6 protein-coding genes are annotated in these 16,827 nt (G+C 49.0%); all 6 read left to right on the forward strand.

All coding sequences use genetic code 11. From position 1 onward, the window contains the following. Positions 1–153 precede the first annotated feature (153 nt). The 6 genes from CIL02_RS04265 to CIL02_RS04290 all read left to right on the forward strand — a co-directional run bounded on the left by CIL02_RS04265 (position 154) and on the right by CIL02_RS04290 (position 16,677). Positions 154–9,912: a LamG-like jellyroll fold domain-containing protein gene (locus CIL02_RS04265; protein ID WP_141210124.1), complete on the forward strand. Its 9,759-nt coding sequence runs from the start codon at positions 154–156 to the stop codon at positions 9,910–9,912. 166 nt (positions 9,913–10,078) lie between these two features. Continuing rightward, on the forward strand, positions 10,079–10,819 hold the full coding sequence (locus tag CIL02_RS04270) for a hypothetical protein (protein WP_094399384.1): 741 nt from the start codon (positions 10,079–10,081) through the stop codon (positions 10,817–10,819). 284 nt (positions 10,820–11,103) lie between these two features. Next, on the forward strand, positions 11,104–12,237 hold the full coding sequence (locus CIL02_RS04275; RefSeq protein WP_094399386.1) for an AraC family transcriptional regulator: 1,134 nt from the start codon (positions 11,104–11,106) through the stop codon (positions 12,235–12,237). 809 nt (positions 12,238–13,046) lie between these two features. After that, the gene (gene ndk, locus CIL02_RS04280) at positions 13,047–13,520 is read left to right on the forward strand and encodes a nucleoside-diphosphate kinase (protein ID WP_094399388.1); all 474 of its coding nucleotides are present in this window, start codon (positions 13,047–13,049) and stop codon (positions 13,518–13,520) included. Between the two features lie 98 nt (positions 13,521–13,618). Next, positions 13,619–14,440, forward strand: coding sequence for a helix-turn-helix domain-containing protein (locus CIL02_RS04285; protein WP_141210125.1), 822 nt, complete (start codon positions 13,619–13,621; stop codon positions 14,438–14,440). 74 nt (positions 14,441–14,514) lie between these two features. Beyond that, complete coding sequence (locus tag CIL02_RS04290; RefSeq protein WP_094399392.1) at positions 14,515–16,677, forward strand: outer membrane beta-barrel family protein; 2,163 nt, start codon at positions 14,515–14,517, stop codon at positions 16,675–16,677. Positions 16,678–16,827 lie beyond the last annotated feature (150 nt).

Genomic DNA, 16,827 nt, shown 5'->3' on the forward strand with positions numbered 1-16,827 from the left:
CAGCCATAAAACCTGTACAATAAAGAAAGAGACACCTAAACACTAAGGAAAGAGACACCTAACTACCAGCAAGGGACAGAAACTTTAGAATTTATTTGCTAAATTTGTTGCAAATTATGCTTAAAATCAATATCAAATAAATTCTAATTGATTATGTACAATCTGTTTCATCAGCGAATACCCTCTTCGCCTCCAAAGTCGGGCGGTGGGTATTTCAGACGGGGATGGGCGATGGTCCTGTTCCTTTTGGCATTATTGCCATTTAGCCAGACGGCGCAAGCCGTAGAGACTTCGAATCCATCATTTTATGATTGGAGCGATTTCAATTTCCCAAGCAAGGCTCATGTTAGCTTCCGTATGTACTTCTATAACTACGATGGGAAAAACAGCTGGTTCAAAGGAGACGTGTGGCTTAAGATTAATGACCAGAAAGTCATTAAACTCAACAGCCTTTATTCCAACATCTCCAATCTTGACCAGAATGAGGATGCCGTTAAGGACAAGTCCGACGGAGGAGTTCTTGGACAAGGTTCTTTCAACGCCAATGGCTATAAAGGACGTGTCTCTGTCGCCAGGCTCAATGCCGAGAGCGACAAATGGTCATCCGTAACTGTAGACATCATACTGGAGGAGCTGATATATAACAAGAGCTACAAAGTGACAGCTGAAGGCGAATGGATTTCGAAAGGCATCTCTCAAGGCACCAAATCCGGAAGTAAGACATTCTCCTTCCCAACCGTCGACTGGGCACATCTTAAAGTCAAGCGTACTGCCAACAATGAGGTTGAGTTCTACAGCACAGACCTCAAGGTGGAAACCTATCCCAACTTCGGCAGCAAGAACAACCCGGGAAACTGGCGATATGCCTTACGCTTCTCAAGCATTAACAATACCGATGTTGCTTGGCCAAGCAATACGTACACCATCAAGAAGTATTGGGACAACATAAACATTACTCCTGTAACGGTTAATTCAAGCCTTAAGGACTGTAATTCGGGTATTACCCAAGTCCACGCCACTCTGGAGCTTGACAACTACAAGTCGTTCTGCGTATATCCCTTTATAACTCGCTTTGCACCCAACTACCAGTGCTATCCCAACGGTGGAAGCACAGCATTGACCCAATCGGTATACATCAACCGTAACTACAAACCACACTGGGTGTATGGTTATCCGCGTCCTAATCCCTCTGGCTACGGCAACGGCTCAAGCACGGCAGCCAACGCTATGCGTACGTCGGCCAATCCTTGGACTAAGGACATCACCATCAGCTGGTACCCACAGATATACGATGCATCGCACGTAAACACCGATGGAAAATGGGTTGTATTCCGCAAGGTGAGAGGTGAGTCAGGAGACTACACATCTCTTGGCACCGTCTCTTACTCATCGGGCAAGACCGAGTTTGTTGACAAGACAGACAAGGAGTACGGCAAGGAATATGTATATACCGTAGCTTTCCAGCCTACCGAGTGGGGGAAAACCCTCTCCCAACCATCTGATGCATCCAGCCTGTCCTGCTACGTTTATGGCAAGGTGACAACTGTCAATCCGCTTGAGAAACTCACGGCGACGAACAATCTTGATGCGAAGATTAACATCACCTGCTCGTACAAGAGTTTCGAGAACGCATCAACATCCACAAAATACACCCTGAACCTTTACAGGCGCAAGAAAGGCACTACCGACTGGGGCGAAGTATATAAGAGCCATACTATCAACTCCAACAGCGAGACCAGCTTCACCTTTACCGATGAGGATGTGTCAAATGCCTGCGTGACCTATCAGTACAAGGTAAGTGTTGAGGCACAGGAGATGGTGTTTGAATATGGTGCCGACGGCACTGTAGAAGGCTGTATCGATGGAGCCAGCGGTGTGAAGAGCGTTGTGGCAAGCCGCGGAGCATATAGCGGTACGGTGCGCATCACCTGGGAGGTAAACCAGATTGGTACCGACCTTACTTACTTCAACGTCCAGCGCCGACTGCTTGGCAGTACCAAGGAAGGCGACTTCCAGACCATCTATACCACATCGGGTGTGGCTGAGACATACAGTTACGAGGACAACTCTGCCCAGCCAGGCTCCTACTATGAGTACCGCGTGCAATGTTACCGCAAGTGCCGTGAGACCTCTACCTCCGAGCCTGTGCTCACCTATGGAGCCTCGCAGCAGACCGATGGCTTTGCACTGGCAACCGGCGTTATCAGCGGTCGCGTCACCTATGGCACAGGTACCGCTGTTGATGGAGTGAAGGTTAGTCTTGAGCCAAGTTCAAAAGACGATAACATTCCACTGACACTACATGCTCTGAGAAAGAACTCTGGCTACTCATACGTTAGGTCAAACCAGACTCCAGGAGACATAAAAGAGATGCTTAAGGAGCCTTGGACAATGCAGATGTATTTCAAAGTTGACAATTTCGCAAGCAATAGCACTTTGTTTAAAACACAATATACCCGTGTTGTTATTGACAACAACGGTTGGATTGGTGTCATAGCACCAAAAACAAATAATGGCCAAGCAACCTCATTGCTTCGCAAGTGTTGGCAACTCGAAACCGGAAAGTTCTATAGCATTTCACTCTCCTATGACGGTGACAAGTTGTATACCTTGCGTCTAATAGACGAGAGCGGTAATATGAAGAAAAACGATGCAACTCTTTGGGGTAGTGAGCTCATATACTTGGGCTACACCGATAATCATTTTTCATCAAACGAATGTTACTTCGAATTTGGCTCTAATTATTCAGCCGCCTTTACAGGAGTGATAGACGAGTGCCGTTTCTGGACGAAGGAACTGACCGACGCCATGGTGCTCAACAACTACAACCGTATATTATCAGGCTCGGAGGACGGACTTTATCTGTATTATAAGTTCGACGAGGGAATATCCAGTCAGACCATTGCCTATGACTATTCAAAGAAGGCAGGTGTATCTAACGGCAACCATGGTATCATCTACAACATGAATGTCACCGATGATGTGCCTAGCGAGAACCAGCTTGCCATCTGCGGCATCACCGATGAGAACGGAAGCTACTCCATCAGCGGAATCCCCTTCTCTGGCGACGGTACATCATATACCATCCGTCCGTCGAAGGGCATTCACGAATTCTCGCCCACCAAGGAGACACGCTTCGTCAGCGCACAGTCGCTGGTACATAATGGTGTAGACTTCGAGGACGTAAGTTCATTCCCCGTTAGCGGTACAGTATATTATTATGGTACGAACATTCCTGTAGAGGGCGTGCAGTTCAGCGTTGACGGCAGTCCATGCACCAAGGACGGTGAGTTCATAACCACCAACAGCGACGGTGAGTTCACCATCAGCGTGCCCATAGGCAGCCACTACATCAGCGCAAGCAAGGACGGTCACTCACTTATCAATGCCAACGAGGAGTCGTACAACAACAAGGCTTATTACCCAGGTGTCGCAACAAACGGCAAGGAGATAGTAATAGGCACCAAGGATTTTGTACAGGAACTGACAGGTCTGACCTTCTACGACAACACCCTCGTGCCTATAGCAGGCCGCGTGACAGGTGGTGCCATAGAGAATGACAAGCCTCTTGGCTTGGGACAGTCTGTCAACAACATCGGACGTGCTACCCTCACCCTGAAGTATGGCGAGAAGAAACTCAACATAGCATACAAGAAGGATGGCGCAACATCCTCAATTGAGGATGCAACGGAAAACCGCTACTTCGATGTGCCGGAAGATGCTACATGCTCATCAAAGGCATACGTAGGCTACGGCTCTGACGACAAGGCCGGAAGCCTTATCATCACCACCGACTCCCTGACGGGTGAGTTTGCAGCAATGGTACCACCACTGAACTATACGGTGGCAAAGGTAAGCATCGACAGCAACGATGATATCTTCTGGACAGAGGCCGACATTCTCGATGCCAGCAATCCGCTACAGGAATATACCGACTCAGCAGAGGTGAAGGGCAACATCGAGAAGTTCACGTATGTTGCATCGCTCAAGAAGAGCTACCGCAGCACACCCGTGCTGAACGTTGTTCAGAAAGATGCGGCAGCCGATGGAGCCTTCGGCGAGCAGATGACGGAAGTTACAGCAGCCAATGGCGACAAAGTCAAGGTGCAGCTCTACGACACCAACAAGACTTACAGCTTGCCTACAGAGGAGAACACAGGCTACACCTTCGGCTACCCGGTATTCCTGCAGAATGCAGAGTACGAGTTCGACCTGAGCCTATATGAGCAATATGAGAACCACGACTCTTTTGCAGACGAGAGCCTGCGCAAAACCATCGTTCCACTCAGCGGAACTACCGTAACGTTCAGCAACCAGATGGGTGTGGGCACATCAGTAATCGTCAGCGGAGAGGATGACGGCAAGGTTTACGAGTCAGCAACAACAGAGATAGAGCTTGACGAGAATGGTAAAGGCTCATACTCATGGCGTGCTGCCCTTCCCAACATCATCGCTCCTTACACCCGCACAATGACCGCCACATACAGCATTGAGGGAACAACTCTCAGCTGGGATGGCAGCGGCTTCCAGGGCATCATCCTTGGTGAGCTGACCTCTGGCAACAACTTCGTAACCGCTGGTCCCGACGAAGTAGCTATGATACTCCGTGATCCAGCAGGTTCAGGCTCAAGCGCATACATAGAGGAGGGTCAGAGCACTACTACCACCGTGATGCGCGGAGGACAGATTATCAGCAACAACGAGGTGATGACAAACACCAAGTTCGGATTGAAGACTACAACCATCAGCGGTGGTATTGCAGTTGGTGTCTTAGTTGCCACATCAATTGATGTAGAAAGTAAGTTCGAGATGAAAGCCGGTCTGAAGATTAACGAGGAAGTGCAGATGGGTACCACCAACACACGTACCATCACCACAACGAAGCGTATCTCGACAAGCGACGAGACCGAGTATGTTGGTGCCGTTGGCGATGTATTCATCGGAAGCTCAACCAACTATGTCTTCGGCAACGCCCGTCAGATAGGCATCAATTTGGCAGATGCCGAGTCGGTGCCAGCACTCGACTTGAAGAACGTGATGACAGTAGGTACAAGCTTCAGCACTGAGTTCCTTTACACCCAGAACTACGTGGAGAGCTCCTTGCTGCCCAACTTCGAGAAGCTGCGCAACTCATGCCTTGTACATGTGGACAGTTATGACGGATATGTCAATAATACTGACAAGCCTATTTATATCACCAAACTCAATCCTGGCGACAAGGGCTACGGCTCAAACAACAGCGACAAGAGCGTATGGGGCGATAATGCTTCAGTGAAGGGCGCATTGGAAGGACCTTCCTACAAGATGGTACTGCCTGCCTCGGCTTATAAAGGCGGTACACTTCGCGACGACTACCTTGCCAGCGATACCATTACTTGGTTCAACTCTCAGATAAGTGCTTGGAAACAGGTGCTTGCCAACAATGAAAAGGCAAAGGTTAAGGCAATTGAGAACCGCTCCGACTACCTGCGCGACAACTACTCGTTTGATGCAGGAAGCAGCCTGACCTCATCAACCACGACCACATCATCCAAGGACTTCACCGTTACCAGCAACACTTCAATACTTGCTGTAGTTGGAGGTGCGACAGGGTTCCAAGTAAATAGTACAGGTATAGAGGTGGAGGCTTCGACAGAAACAGGAGGCTCGGTTATGACTTCCGACGGTTCTACAGAAGAAAGCTCCATGGAAGTTGGTTTCACCCTTGCTGAGAGTGGTGATGATGACGCTCTTACTGTTGACGTGCTCAACGCTCCCGACGGCTTCGGTCCAATCTTCTACACCCGTGCCGGTCAGACCAGCTGTCCATACGAGGATGCCGTGGAGACCAAGTATTACCGTCCGGGCTTCGTCATTCAGGAAAAGACCATGCAGATTGAGCAACCAAGAATATCTGCCAAGGAGACAACCATGACTGGCGTACCAAGCGGCAAGCCTGCCACATACACCGTCTACATGCAGAATACCAGCGAGATTGGCGAGGACTGCTGGTTCAACCTCAATGTTGTTGACCAGTCAAATCCTGACGGTGCGGCTGTAACCATGGACGGAAAGAATCTCTCTGGCGGTACCACAGTTCTTCTGAAAGCTGGTGAGACGCTTACCAAGACCATACAGATTTCGCAGACCAATTCTGATGTTTATGACTACGAGGGCATACAGTTGCGCATATCGAGCGTGTGCCAGTCGGACAACAACGGAGTATTCCCGGAGATTGCTGATACTGTAGTCCTTAGCGCACACTTCCAGCAGACAGGAAGCAGCGTAGCACTGAAGGCAGAGGAGAACTCTCTGAACATAGAGACAGGACACCTGCTCCATCTGACCATATCTGACTATGACAAGAACTCACGCGGTCTGAAGTCACTGCGCCTCCAGGCCAAGCAGGAAGGCAACCCGCAATGGACAACCCTGAAGGAATGGGTTGTTGACGAGACAGAGGCTGCCAACGATGTTAACAAAGAGGTATTGCCGGCAGAAGGTACATTCGGGCATGTGCTTGACATGAGTGATGCCAATGTCTTCCCTGACGGACAGTGGAACATACGCGCCATCACCGTAAGCAACTTCGGAGGTAACGAGGTAACGAACTCTTCTGATGTAATCATGCTGAGCAAGGATATGATACGTCCACAGCTTATCACTACCCCAAGCCCAGCCAACGGAGTACTCACAGCAGATGACGAGATTGCCGTGACATTCAACGAGGACATACGCTATGGTGCCCTGACAACAATCGACAACTTCGTTGTAACAGGTGAACTGAACGATGCGACAATTGCTCACGATGTGGCAATGAGCCTCACCGGTGGCGAGGGTGCGAAGACCAGCGCCAGCATGAACCTTGACAAACGCTCGTTCGCTGTCAACATGTGGATGCGCTACAGCAAGCCAGGCGAGATATTCGCACACGGCACTGCTGACAACAACATGAAGGTGGCTGTCAATGACGAGGGCAAGCTGACCATAAACATGGCTGGCAGCAACATCGTCAGCGAAAATGCCCTACAGAAGGACACATGGCAGTATCTGAGCTTCAGCTATAATGCCGACAACAAGACCATCACAGCCAACTACGCATACGACGCATACGACGTGACACTCTTCAACGAGAAGCCTGTTGGCGAATATACAGGTGTGGGAACCATCACCTTGGGTAAGGGACTGACAGGACAGATGCATGATGTATCGCTGTGGAACAACGCACGTCCATGGAGCGAGGCTCAGGGCGAGATGTACGAGAAGAAGACACGCTACAGCGAGGGACTGATGGGCTACTGGCGACTCGACGAGGGTCATGGCACTGCCGCCACAGACTATGCGCGCAGCCGCACACTCACCCTGCCGTCAGCTACAGCATGGTATTTGGCAGGAACCAACTATGCCCTCAACCTTGACGGAGATGCCATAATGGCTATCAACGCTGCTGCTATCGCTGGCGACAACAGCGACAGCTATACCATAGAGATGTGGTTCCGTGCAGACAACAGCCAGAAGGGTAAGGCCAGCATCGTTGGCTACAACAGCAACAACAAGCTTGACATCTATCTCTCTGAGAGCGGACAGCTCCGCATGACTGCCAATGCCAAGGACTATGCGGTATCAAGCAAGGACTACCGCGACAACCAGTGGCACCACCTGGCCTTCAACGTACTGAAGAGCACTTCCGGCTCTGCCACACTCTATGTGGACGGCATCGCAGGCAAGCAGTTCAGTGCAACAGAAGCTCCTGCCCTGCAGACAAGCAAGCTGATTCTTGGTGGACACCTTAATGGTGAGACATTCGACCAACCGTTCAAGGGTGCTATTGATGAAGTACGTGTATGGCACGGTCACCGCACAGCAGATGTTATCAATAATAATATGTACGCGCGAGTAAGCAACGATGCAGAGGGGCTCGTGGCCTACTATCCATTCGAAAAGGCTACGCTCGATGCAGGCAACCAGATGTACACAGACACTACAGCATGTGACCAGAGTACTAAAGCTGCTGGCAACATCATGAAGATAGAAGGCTTGGGCAATGTAGAGTACCTGTCACAGAATACGGCTCCGCTCAAGACCGCTCCTGTCCGTCAGAACGTTGGTTTCAGCTTCACAGGCAGCGACCGCAAGATTCTCATCAAGCTTACAGATAGCCCGCAACGTCTTGAGAACTGCACCGTGAATATTACCGTGCGTGGCGTACGCGACACTCACAACAACCCGTGCAACAGCATCACATGGGATGTTTATGTGCGTCAGAACCAGCTCATCTGGCAGGAATCAGAAATGAGCATCGTTAAGCATGGTGCCGAAAGCGTAGGCTTCGAGGTTGGCATTACCAACAACAGCGGTTCTGCCGAGAACTGGACTATCAGTAACCTGCCATCATGGCTTTCTGTAAGTTCGGGCACTGGTACACTTCCTGCTATCTCCGAGCGTACTCTGAAATTCACTGTTGACCCATCGCTCAGTATCGGCAACTACGAGGCCGTGGTTTACCTCACAGGTTCACTCGGCATCAGCGAGCCGTTGGTAGTGAAGGTTAGCAGCACAAGCCAGACACCTGACTGGAGCGTTAACCCTGCCGACTACGAGTACACGATGAACATCAACGGACAGCTGGTAATTGCTGACCGCATGTCACAGGACGGCAACGACATCATTGCAGCATTCCGTGGCGACCGCTGCGTAGGTGTGGCAAGCCCAACCTACTTCGAGCGTTACGATGCTTACTATGTACTGATGAATGTCTACGGCAACAACGAGGACTTCAACCAGCCACTTACATACAAGGTATTCGATGCCAGCACAGGAAACATTCACCCGGTTGTAAAGGCAAGCATAAAGAATGTAACGACATTCGTTCCTGACGTTGTAATCGGTACGATGAACAATCCTAACATCTGGACTGCTACCAACGAGATTGGACAGGACATCAACCTCGTCAAGGGATGGCAGTGGATAAGCATGTACGTCAACCCAAGCGACAACGATGCCGACGAGGTTCTTGCAGGCATACAGGACAACCTCAGCTCTCTGGTTTCAGAGTATGCTCTGTGGACTCCGATTAGCAGCACGCTCTCAAGCATCAATGTAGGAGAGATGTACAAGGCACAGCTCTCTGCTCCAGCTACTCTCACCGTTTCCGGTCTGCCAGTGGATGTGGCGTCAACTCCGCTGACCATCAAGCCACAGTGGAACTGGATTGGCTACATGGCTCCTGGCTATATCTCGCTCGGAGAGGCATTCGCCGACCTTGATCCCCAGGATGGTGACGTGATTAAGGGACACAAGTCGTTTGCTACATGGAACCAGAACGAGTGGGTAGGTACGCTGACCACCATGGCAGCAGGCGAGGGTTACCAGTACTTCTCTTCCCGCGACAACGCTAAGCAGTTCTGCTACCCGTCATTGCTGTCGGACGGCACAGCTAATGCCAAGGCCATGACAAGTGCTGAGGCTAAGGCATACGCACAGGCTCAGAACGACATCGCGGCAGCACACAGTGGCAACATGACTGTCATAGCTACCGTGCTCGACTTCAACGGCATGGCTCGCAACAATGTTGAGGTACGCGTCATCGACGCAGACAACAACCTGCGCGCAATAAGCCGTGAGGCTGTCGCTGACCGCCACTTCATCACCATCGCTGGTGAGGAGCATGGTGCTGCCCTGAGATTCATCGTCAACATCGACGGTATGGACTACATAGTTCCCGGAGTGATGTTCTACAACGACGATGCAATCATCGGTACCTACAACGAGCCGCTCGTCATAGACCTCAGCTCGCCAACGGGCATCGGCAACATCGCTGCTGACAACGACGGAGATGAGAACACCTATAACCTCGCAGGACAACGCATCGACAACACTATGCGCCGACAGGTGGTTATCAGGGGCAACAAGAAAGTTGTGGTTAGAAAATAGCAGATAGGTTTTGAGGACTAAGGTCGAAGGTCAAAGGACTAAGGACTAAGATTAAAGGTTATGAGGTTATAAGGTTAAAACCTGAAACCTCATAACTTGAAACATAAAGACTTCAAAACCTTCAAGTAAACTATTTGTATACATGTCAACTCGTTAACTAAAAAACATGAGAAAGAAACAATTATTCATAGCACTATCATTGCTCTGCACGGCTGCCCAGCTGCCTGCACAGGGCATCCGCGACCAGTACGGGTCGAAGGCGGAGGCTTGTGAGGTCACAGACTCATACAACTACAGGAAGTCTGACGGATACGTACAGTATGGTCAGATAGGATGGGAGAAGGAGGTCGCTTGGCGCCCTATACTGTATCTCGACAAATATGAGACTGACCACAGAGCGTACAACATAAACTCATTCTTCTACTGCCAGGTGATGAGCGGCAACAAGGTGCTCGATGACTGCGAGATTGTTGCTGTCAACAGCGAAGGACTCATCGTGGGCAACCAGTGTCCAGAACCTAAGCCGCTGAAGGCGCAGAATGCCGACAACACCGCCATCATGGCAATCTTCGGCAGCATGCCAGATGAGGAGATAAAGTTCAAGGTTGTGACAGGCACGGGAACTGACGATGACCCACTGGTGGAGCAATGGGCAGAGGAAACGCACGCCTTCGTACCTAACGGCATCACGGGACTCACCGACGAGGATGGCGACGGAAGGCCAGACACCTGGGCTCCAGTAGTACTGCATATTGGCTCCTCGGACATTCCCAATGGAATAAGGACCATAGATGCCAATGGCAGCACCACCGTTTACAGCATCAACGGCACACGCCTCGATGCTCCAAAGAAGGGTGTGAACATCATCCGAAAGGGTGACAAGAGCAGGAAGGTGGTAGTGAGGTAAATGGTCCTCCCCACCCTCCCTTAAAGGCAGGGAAACTCATCCCCAGCCCTCTCGGATGTGAGAAGGCTGGGGATTTTCTATTGCGGATATTCACATAAAGATATATGCATTGGCGCTTTCGGATATATGTGTGGACTATGACAGATATATGCTGTATATGACTGAATAATCCTAATTCATCTCATTAAAAACAGCAGAAAAGGAAAATACTGGATAATACTTGCTTTACTCTGAATAAAAATTTGTACATTTGCAGACAAATTTGTTAGCATCAAACACCGGACATGAATAATCTATATCTTCTTCAATTCTGCTGCATGATAGTAACCATCTGTCTTGCCTTGCTGATTTTCTTATCACGATATTATGTAAAATGGGTAAACAAGAGGTATGAAAAGTCGCGCAAACTCCTTGGGTTATCAATGATTTGCCTGGCTGTACACTATTACTTCCAGATGCGCTTCGGACTGCGTGCCATGGGAGAAGACGTAGGCATACTGGCAAACATCATCTTCTATACCCCAACAGCATATCTTGTCACCTCGTCCATCATCAACCTTGAATGTTCCCGTTGCAGCACGAGGAGATGGCTACGGGGAGGCATGGCCGGATGCATCGCAGTTCTTTCTACAGCAGGCATCTGGTATATGTTCAGCAAAAGCATACACTTCGGCAAAATGTTACACTTGCTATACATTCTCTACATTATCTGTATGCTGCTATTCATATTGACAAGCTACAAAGAGATACGTTATCGCAGACGAATTATTGAGACAGAGACGGCTGGCGACTTGTTGCCATACACGCGCTATATCTACGCAGGAGGATTACTGCTGATACCATGCGGCTTGCTGATTCTGTTCAGCATACTTTCCAGCAGCCTGTTACAAATATTCGGCACATTGGCACTTCTGTTGCTGTTCATCTTCGTTCTGAGCTTCGTTGCCTTGGGCTTCAACATCGTGCCCAGCGAGAATTATATTGACGACATCACAACACAGAAGTGCCTGGATGGGGATACAGAAAATCTGCCAGAGCAAGACATCAATGACCATCAATCAGACGAACTGATGGCACAGATAGAGAAAACTTTGGAAACATGGGCGGCATCAGGTGGTTTCAAAGATCCAACCGTAACTTTGGGCACTCTGTCGCAGCAATTGCACATCATGCGCAGCGACCTTACCTACTATTTCGAGAAACATATCAAGCTCACCTTCCGAGTATGGCTTAGCGACATTCGTTTTCACGAAGTACAGCGGATGCTCAAGAAGTATCCCGAATACAACAATGATGCCATATCGATGGAATGCGGCTTTTCCTCACGTGCACATCTGTACAGAATATTCAAGCAGAAGACCGGCATGACGCCTGGTGAATGGAAATTAAGCTTGAAAGACAAGGAAAGCGACAACTAAAATAGGGAAAGAGACGACCGCAAACAGAGGAAAGAGACAACTATAAACAGGGAAAGAGACAACTAAAACTACTTCCCTATTTGTATATTGTGGGAAATCGCCTAACTTTGTTGACGTATTTACAGCCAATCTGCTTTTTTATATCTAAAGCAGAAATAAAGCTGTCGCCTGTCATGTGCTACGGACTAAGAAGCAGAGAAAACAAAAGTCCAAAAAACTGACAAAAATACGCAACAGGCTCTGACAGCGGGCACGCAACTCATACTTATACAACCAGGCGAGGTGACAGTATCCACAACTACATAATGGACTGTCTTTGGAGACAGAAGGTCACGCTCCTGGGTAACGGTGGTACCGAACATTGACTCACGGATAGTTACCGACATACTATCAGAACCGTGTAGAGCGATGTCTGTACCACCGTTTATTTGTATATTGACATGTATTAAACAAATCACCCAGTTTTTGGCCATCTCAGACGCAAAGCATTGCATCTGCCAACGCAAAGCTTTGCAATCGTCCACGCAAAGCTTTGCATTTGCCAACGCAAAGCTTTGCATCCGTCAATGCAAACGTTTTTGGGGAAAGGCACGATACATATATAATCTGTTCACGCATTTCAGTTTGCATGCAACAGCAGCGACCAAAGGAAAAATATCGATTTATTTCTTTGCCGTTACGTATGTTTTCACTATCTTTGCATCATATTGGGTATGCGATTGGGAAAACACATACTATTAGAAAAAGCTGCGGCATGTCTGCAAGGATACCAAACAAAAATAGAAATCCACCTTAAACAAATAAAATTTATGAAACAGACAGAAAGAACACTGGTACTGCTCAAGCCATGTACCATCAAGCGCAACCTTATCGGTGAAATCATCTCTATCTTTGAGAAGAAGGGACTGAGAGTTGTAGGACTGAAGATGATGCAGCTTACCGACGAGGTGCTGTCAGAGCACTACTCACATCTGGCAGAGAAACCTTTCTTCCAGAGGGTTAAGGACTCCATGATGGCTACACCCGTTGTTGCCATGTGTCTTGAGGGCGTAAGTGCCATAGAGGTTGTACGCGTAATAACAGGACCCACCAACGGACGTACCAACTGTGTGCCGGGAACTATCCGCGGCATGTACTGCATGAGTTATCAGGAAAACATCGTTCATGCCAGCGACTCGCCCGAGACAGCAGCCGTAGAGCTGAAGAGGTTCTTCAAGGACGAGGAGATATTCGATTTCCCACGCGAGCTCTTCGAGGTATTCTATGCAAACGATGAGTTCTAATAAAAGCTAACTGACAGGGATGCCCTCACAAAGACACTGCATTGCGGGCATCCCTACCGTTTTTCCACAAGACAACATCCACACAACAGCCTGCGAACTTGCTGTCACGTATAATTCTCCCTTCCAAGCACCTGTCGCCTTTTGTACATCACTACTGGGTGATGCGCTTCGACGGGCACCCGATAGAAATGACCATCATGCCTACCGGTTGCATGAAGTGGATGTTCCATCGTGAAAAGCCCTTTGCCGTAAACGGCATATACGAGGCCAGCAACGTTGCCTCCGTATGCGGGCAATACCACGCGGCAGCCAACGTGTCCACATTCGAGCATGCTGACCTCCTGTTTGTATTCTTTCACCCCTATGCCCTGAAAATCATCATGGGCATGCCATGCAACATGTTTTCAAGCACCAACGTCGACATGGACTACCTCGGCATTCCTGAATTCAAGCTGCTCAAGAGAATGGTACTCGACGCAAAAACTGATGATGGCGCCATTGCCATCATCGAGAACTTCATAACACAACGGTTGGCACTAAACAACGACTTCGAGACTATCAAGAGGATGATGGCCGTTTGCAGCGAGATTGATCATCATCCCAGCTCGTCTATTGACACGCTTGCCGACCGGGCCTGCTTGGGAGAGCGGCAGTTCCGCAGGTTCTTCGAGGAATATGTTGGCATGACACCAAAGATGATGATACGCACCAAACGTTGCCTACAGGCGTGCCGTTCCATACAAAGCCTGCAAATAACCGACTTCAAGGATATTGTCTACCGTCTTGGCTTTACTGACCATTCACACCTGAATAAGGAGTTCAAGGCGTTTGCCGGAATGTCGCCGTCAGAATACATGGAGCACATCCGACACATACAGCAGGAAAACTTCCTCAGAGGCTACCGCGCCTACCATAAGTGAACAATGTCCGTTTTTTACAAACGCAGTTTGTTTTTTATCCATAACTTTGCATCCTGTTTTTAATTTGTACAGACATGATGAGAAGATTTATTGTCATTCAGGCTCTTGCCATATCCGCAATTGCCGCTAATGCACAGGCTGCAACAGCAGGCGCATCCGACTCGCTAAAACTTGACACCCTCAATATTCACCAACTGCAGGAGGTTGTCATCAAGGGACAGCTGCCATATACACGTCTGAAAGGCGACGCCATGGTAACACGCATCACTGGCTCTACACTCGAAAAGGCAGGTACGGCACAGGACGTGCTGAGGAAGGTCCCCGGCATAATAAAGAAAGGCGAAGACCTTGAGGTCGTTGGCCGTGGCAAGCCTGTCTATTACATCAACGGACGAAAAGTCTACGACAACGATGAGCTGAAACGACTGCTGAGCGACGAGATTGCAAGTGTTGAGGTCATCACCAACCCTGGTGCCATATACGATGCTACGGTAACTGCCGTTGTTAGAATAAAGACTGTCAGAAGGCAGGGCGACGGCTTCAGCTTCAATACCTTCGCAAAGACCGAACAGAGTCTGCGCACAGGACTCAACGACCCGGAAGCACAAGTAAATGTAAACTACCGACACAAAGGACTCGACGTCTTCGCTTCAGCAAAGGAATGGCAATATCGCACAAACCAATGGAGCGACCTCGGACAGACTACTACCGACATCAGTACAGGGACAGAAATATTCAGATACGAAGGCGTATTGAAGCACCAGTGGCGAGGAATAGGCACACACCTTACAGGCGGTTTCAACTGGCAGATAAACGACAAACACTCTGTAGGAGCAAAGGTTGACTATGCCATATCGACTAAGGTAGACACAAAAGAACGTCTCGCAATGAACAAATACGAACGAGGCACACTAATAGAATCTGTTTGCAGCGACGGACACAACTGGAGCGACAAACCCAACAACACACTCGTCAACGCATACTATAACGGAAGTATAGGGAAACTGACCATCGACTTCAATGCCGACCTTTTCTTCACCAACGACAACACTCATCAGCTGATGAAGGAAACAGCCAACACAACCGACCGTGACATAGAATCTGTGACAACATCCAAGAACAACATGACAGCCACAAAGCTCGTTCTCGCATATCCTATATGGAAAGGCATGCTCAACATCGGTACGGAAGAGACATTCATCGAACGCGACAATACCAACAACAGCCAAGGCACCGGACTGCCCAACTCAACATCTAAAGTCAACGACAAGACTTATGCCGCATTCATACAATATGGTGTAGCACTGAATGCCAAGACACAGGCAAGCCTCGGACTGCGCTACGAACATGCCTACTTCGACTACAAGGACATGCTCAACCCTGCCGACAATATGGAACGCTCTTACGACAACATCTTCCCTTCGGCATCAATATCTACACTGATAGGTAAGACAAGGATAGCTCTCGCCTACTCCAGCAGAACACAACGCCCGTCGCTGGGGCAACTCAACAACTCCATGATGTATCACAACCGCTTCGTAGTCCAACAGGGCAACCCAAAGCTAAAGCCGTCAATTGAGAACAACGTGTCACTTACAACCATGTTCAGCATGTTCACAGTAGGAGCAAGCTACTCACACTACTCTGACCTGATAAGCAACTGGAGCGAACAGATGAATGACGAAGGTATGATTAGAGTGTCGTACAAGAATATCGACAAGCCGCAACAGCAGATAAACATCTTCGCTACAGCCAACAAGACTTGGGGATGCTACACGCCACAATGGACAGCAGCCTTCGTTAAACAATGGCTCACACTTGACCTCGACAACGGGAAACGTACGTTCAACAAACCCATGTGGGTATTCAATGCCAACAACGCCTTCAGACTCAAGAAAGAATGGCAGATTGAACTCAACTCCGAATTCCACAGCAAGGCTAACTACAGCAATGTGGAGCTGACCAACAACTACTGGGCACTCGAAGCCGCCGTACAGAAGTCATTGCTCAAAAACAACGCACTGACACTGCGACTCTCATGGCAAGACATATTCCAGAAAGGAAACAACGACGTCTTCATCGACTACGGAAGCTACAATATACGGCAAACCAATACAATGGACTACAACCGCCTTATCCTCACCCTGCGCTATAGTTTCAACCCGGCACGCAGCAAATACAAGGGCACAGGTGCAGGACAAGATGCACGAAACCGTATCGGAGCAACAGCAAAGTAGACTCGACAGCGGATACTGACAGATGAACCAATTATATTGCGTCAGCAACTCTATAATGCCAGGAGCTGCATGTATGCTATACTTTGGGAGTCATTCTGTTTCAACCTCGATTGGTACGCTATGATACAACATCTTACCACATGTCTCCAT

Source organism: Prevotella sp. P3-122 (assembly GCF_002251365.1).
Taxonomy (GTDB): domain Bacteria; phylum Bacteroidota; class Bacteroidia; order Bacteroidales; family Bacteroidaceae; genus Prevotella.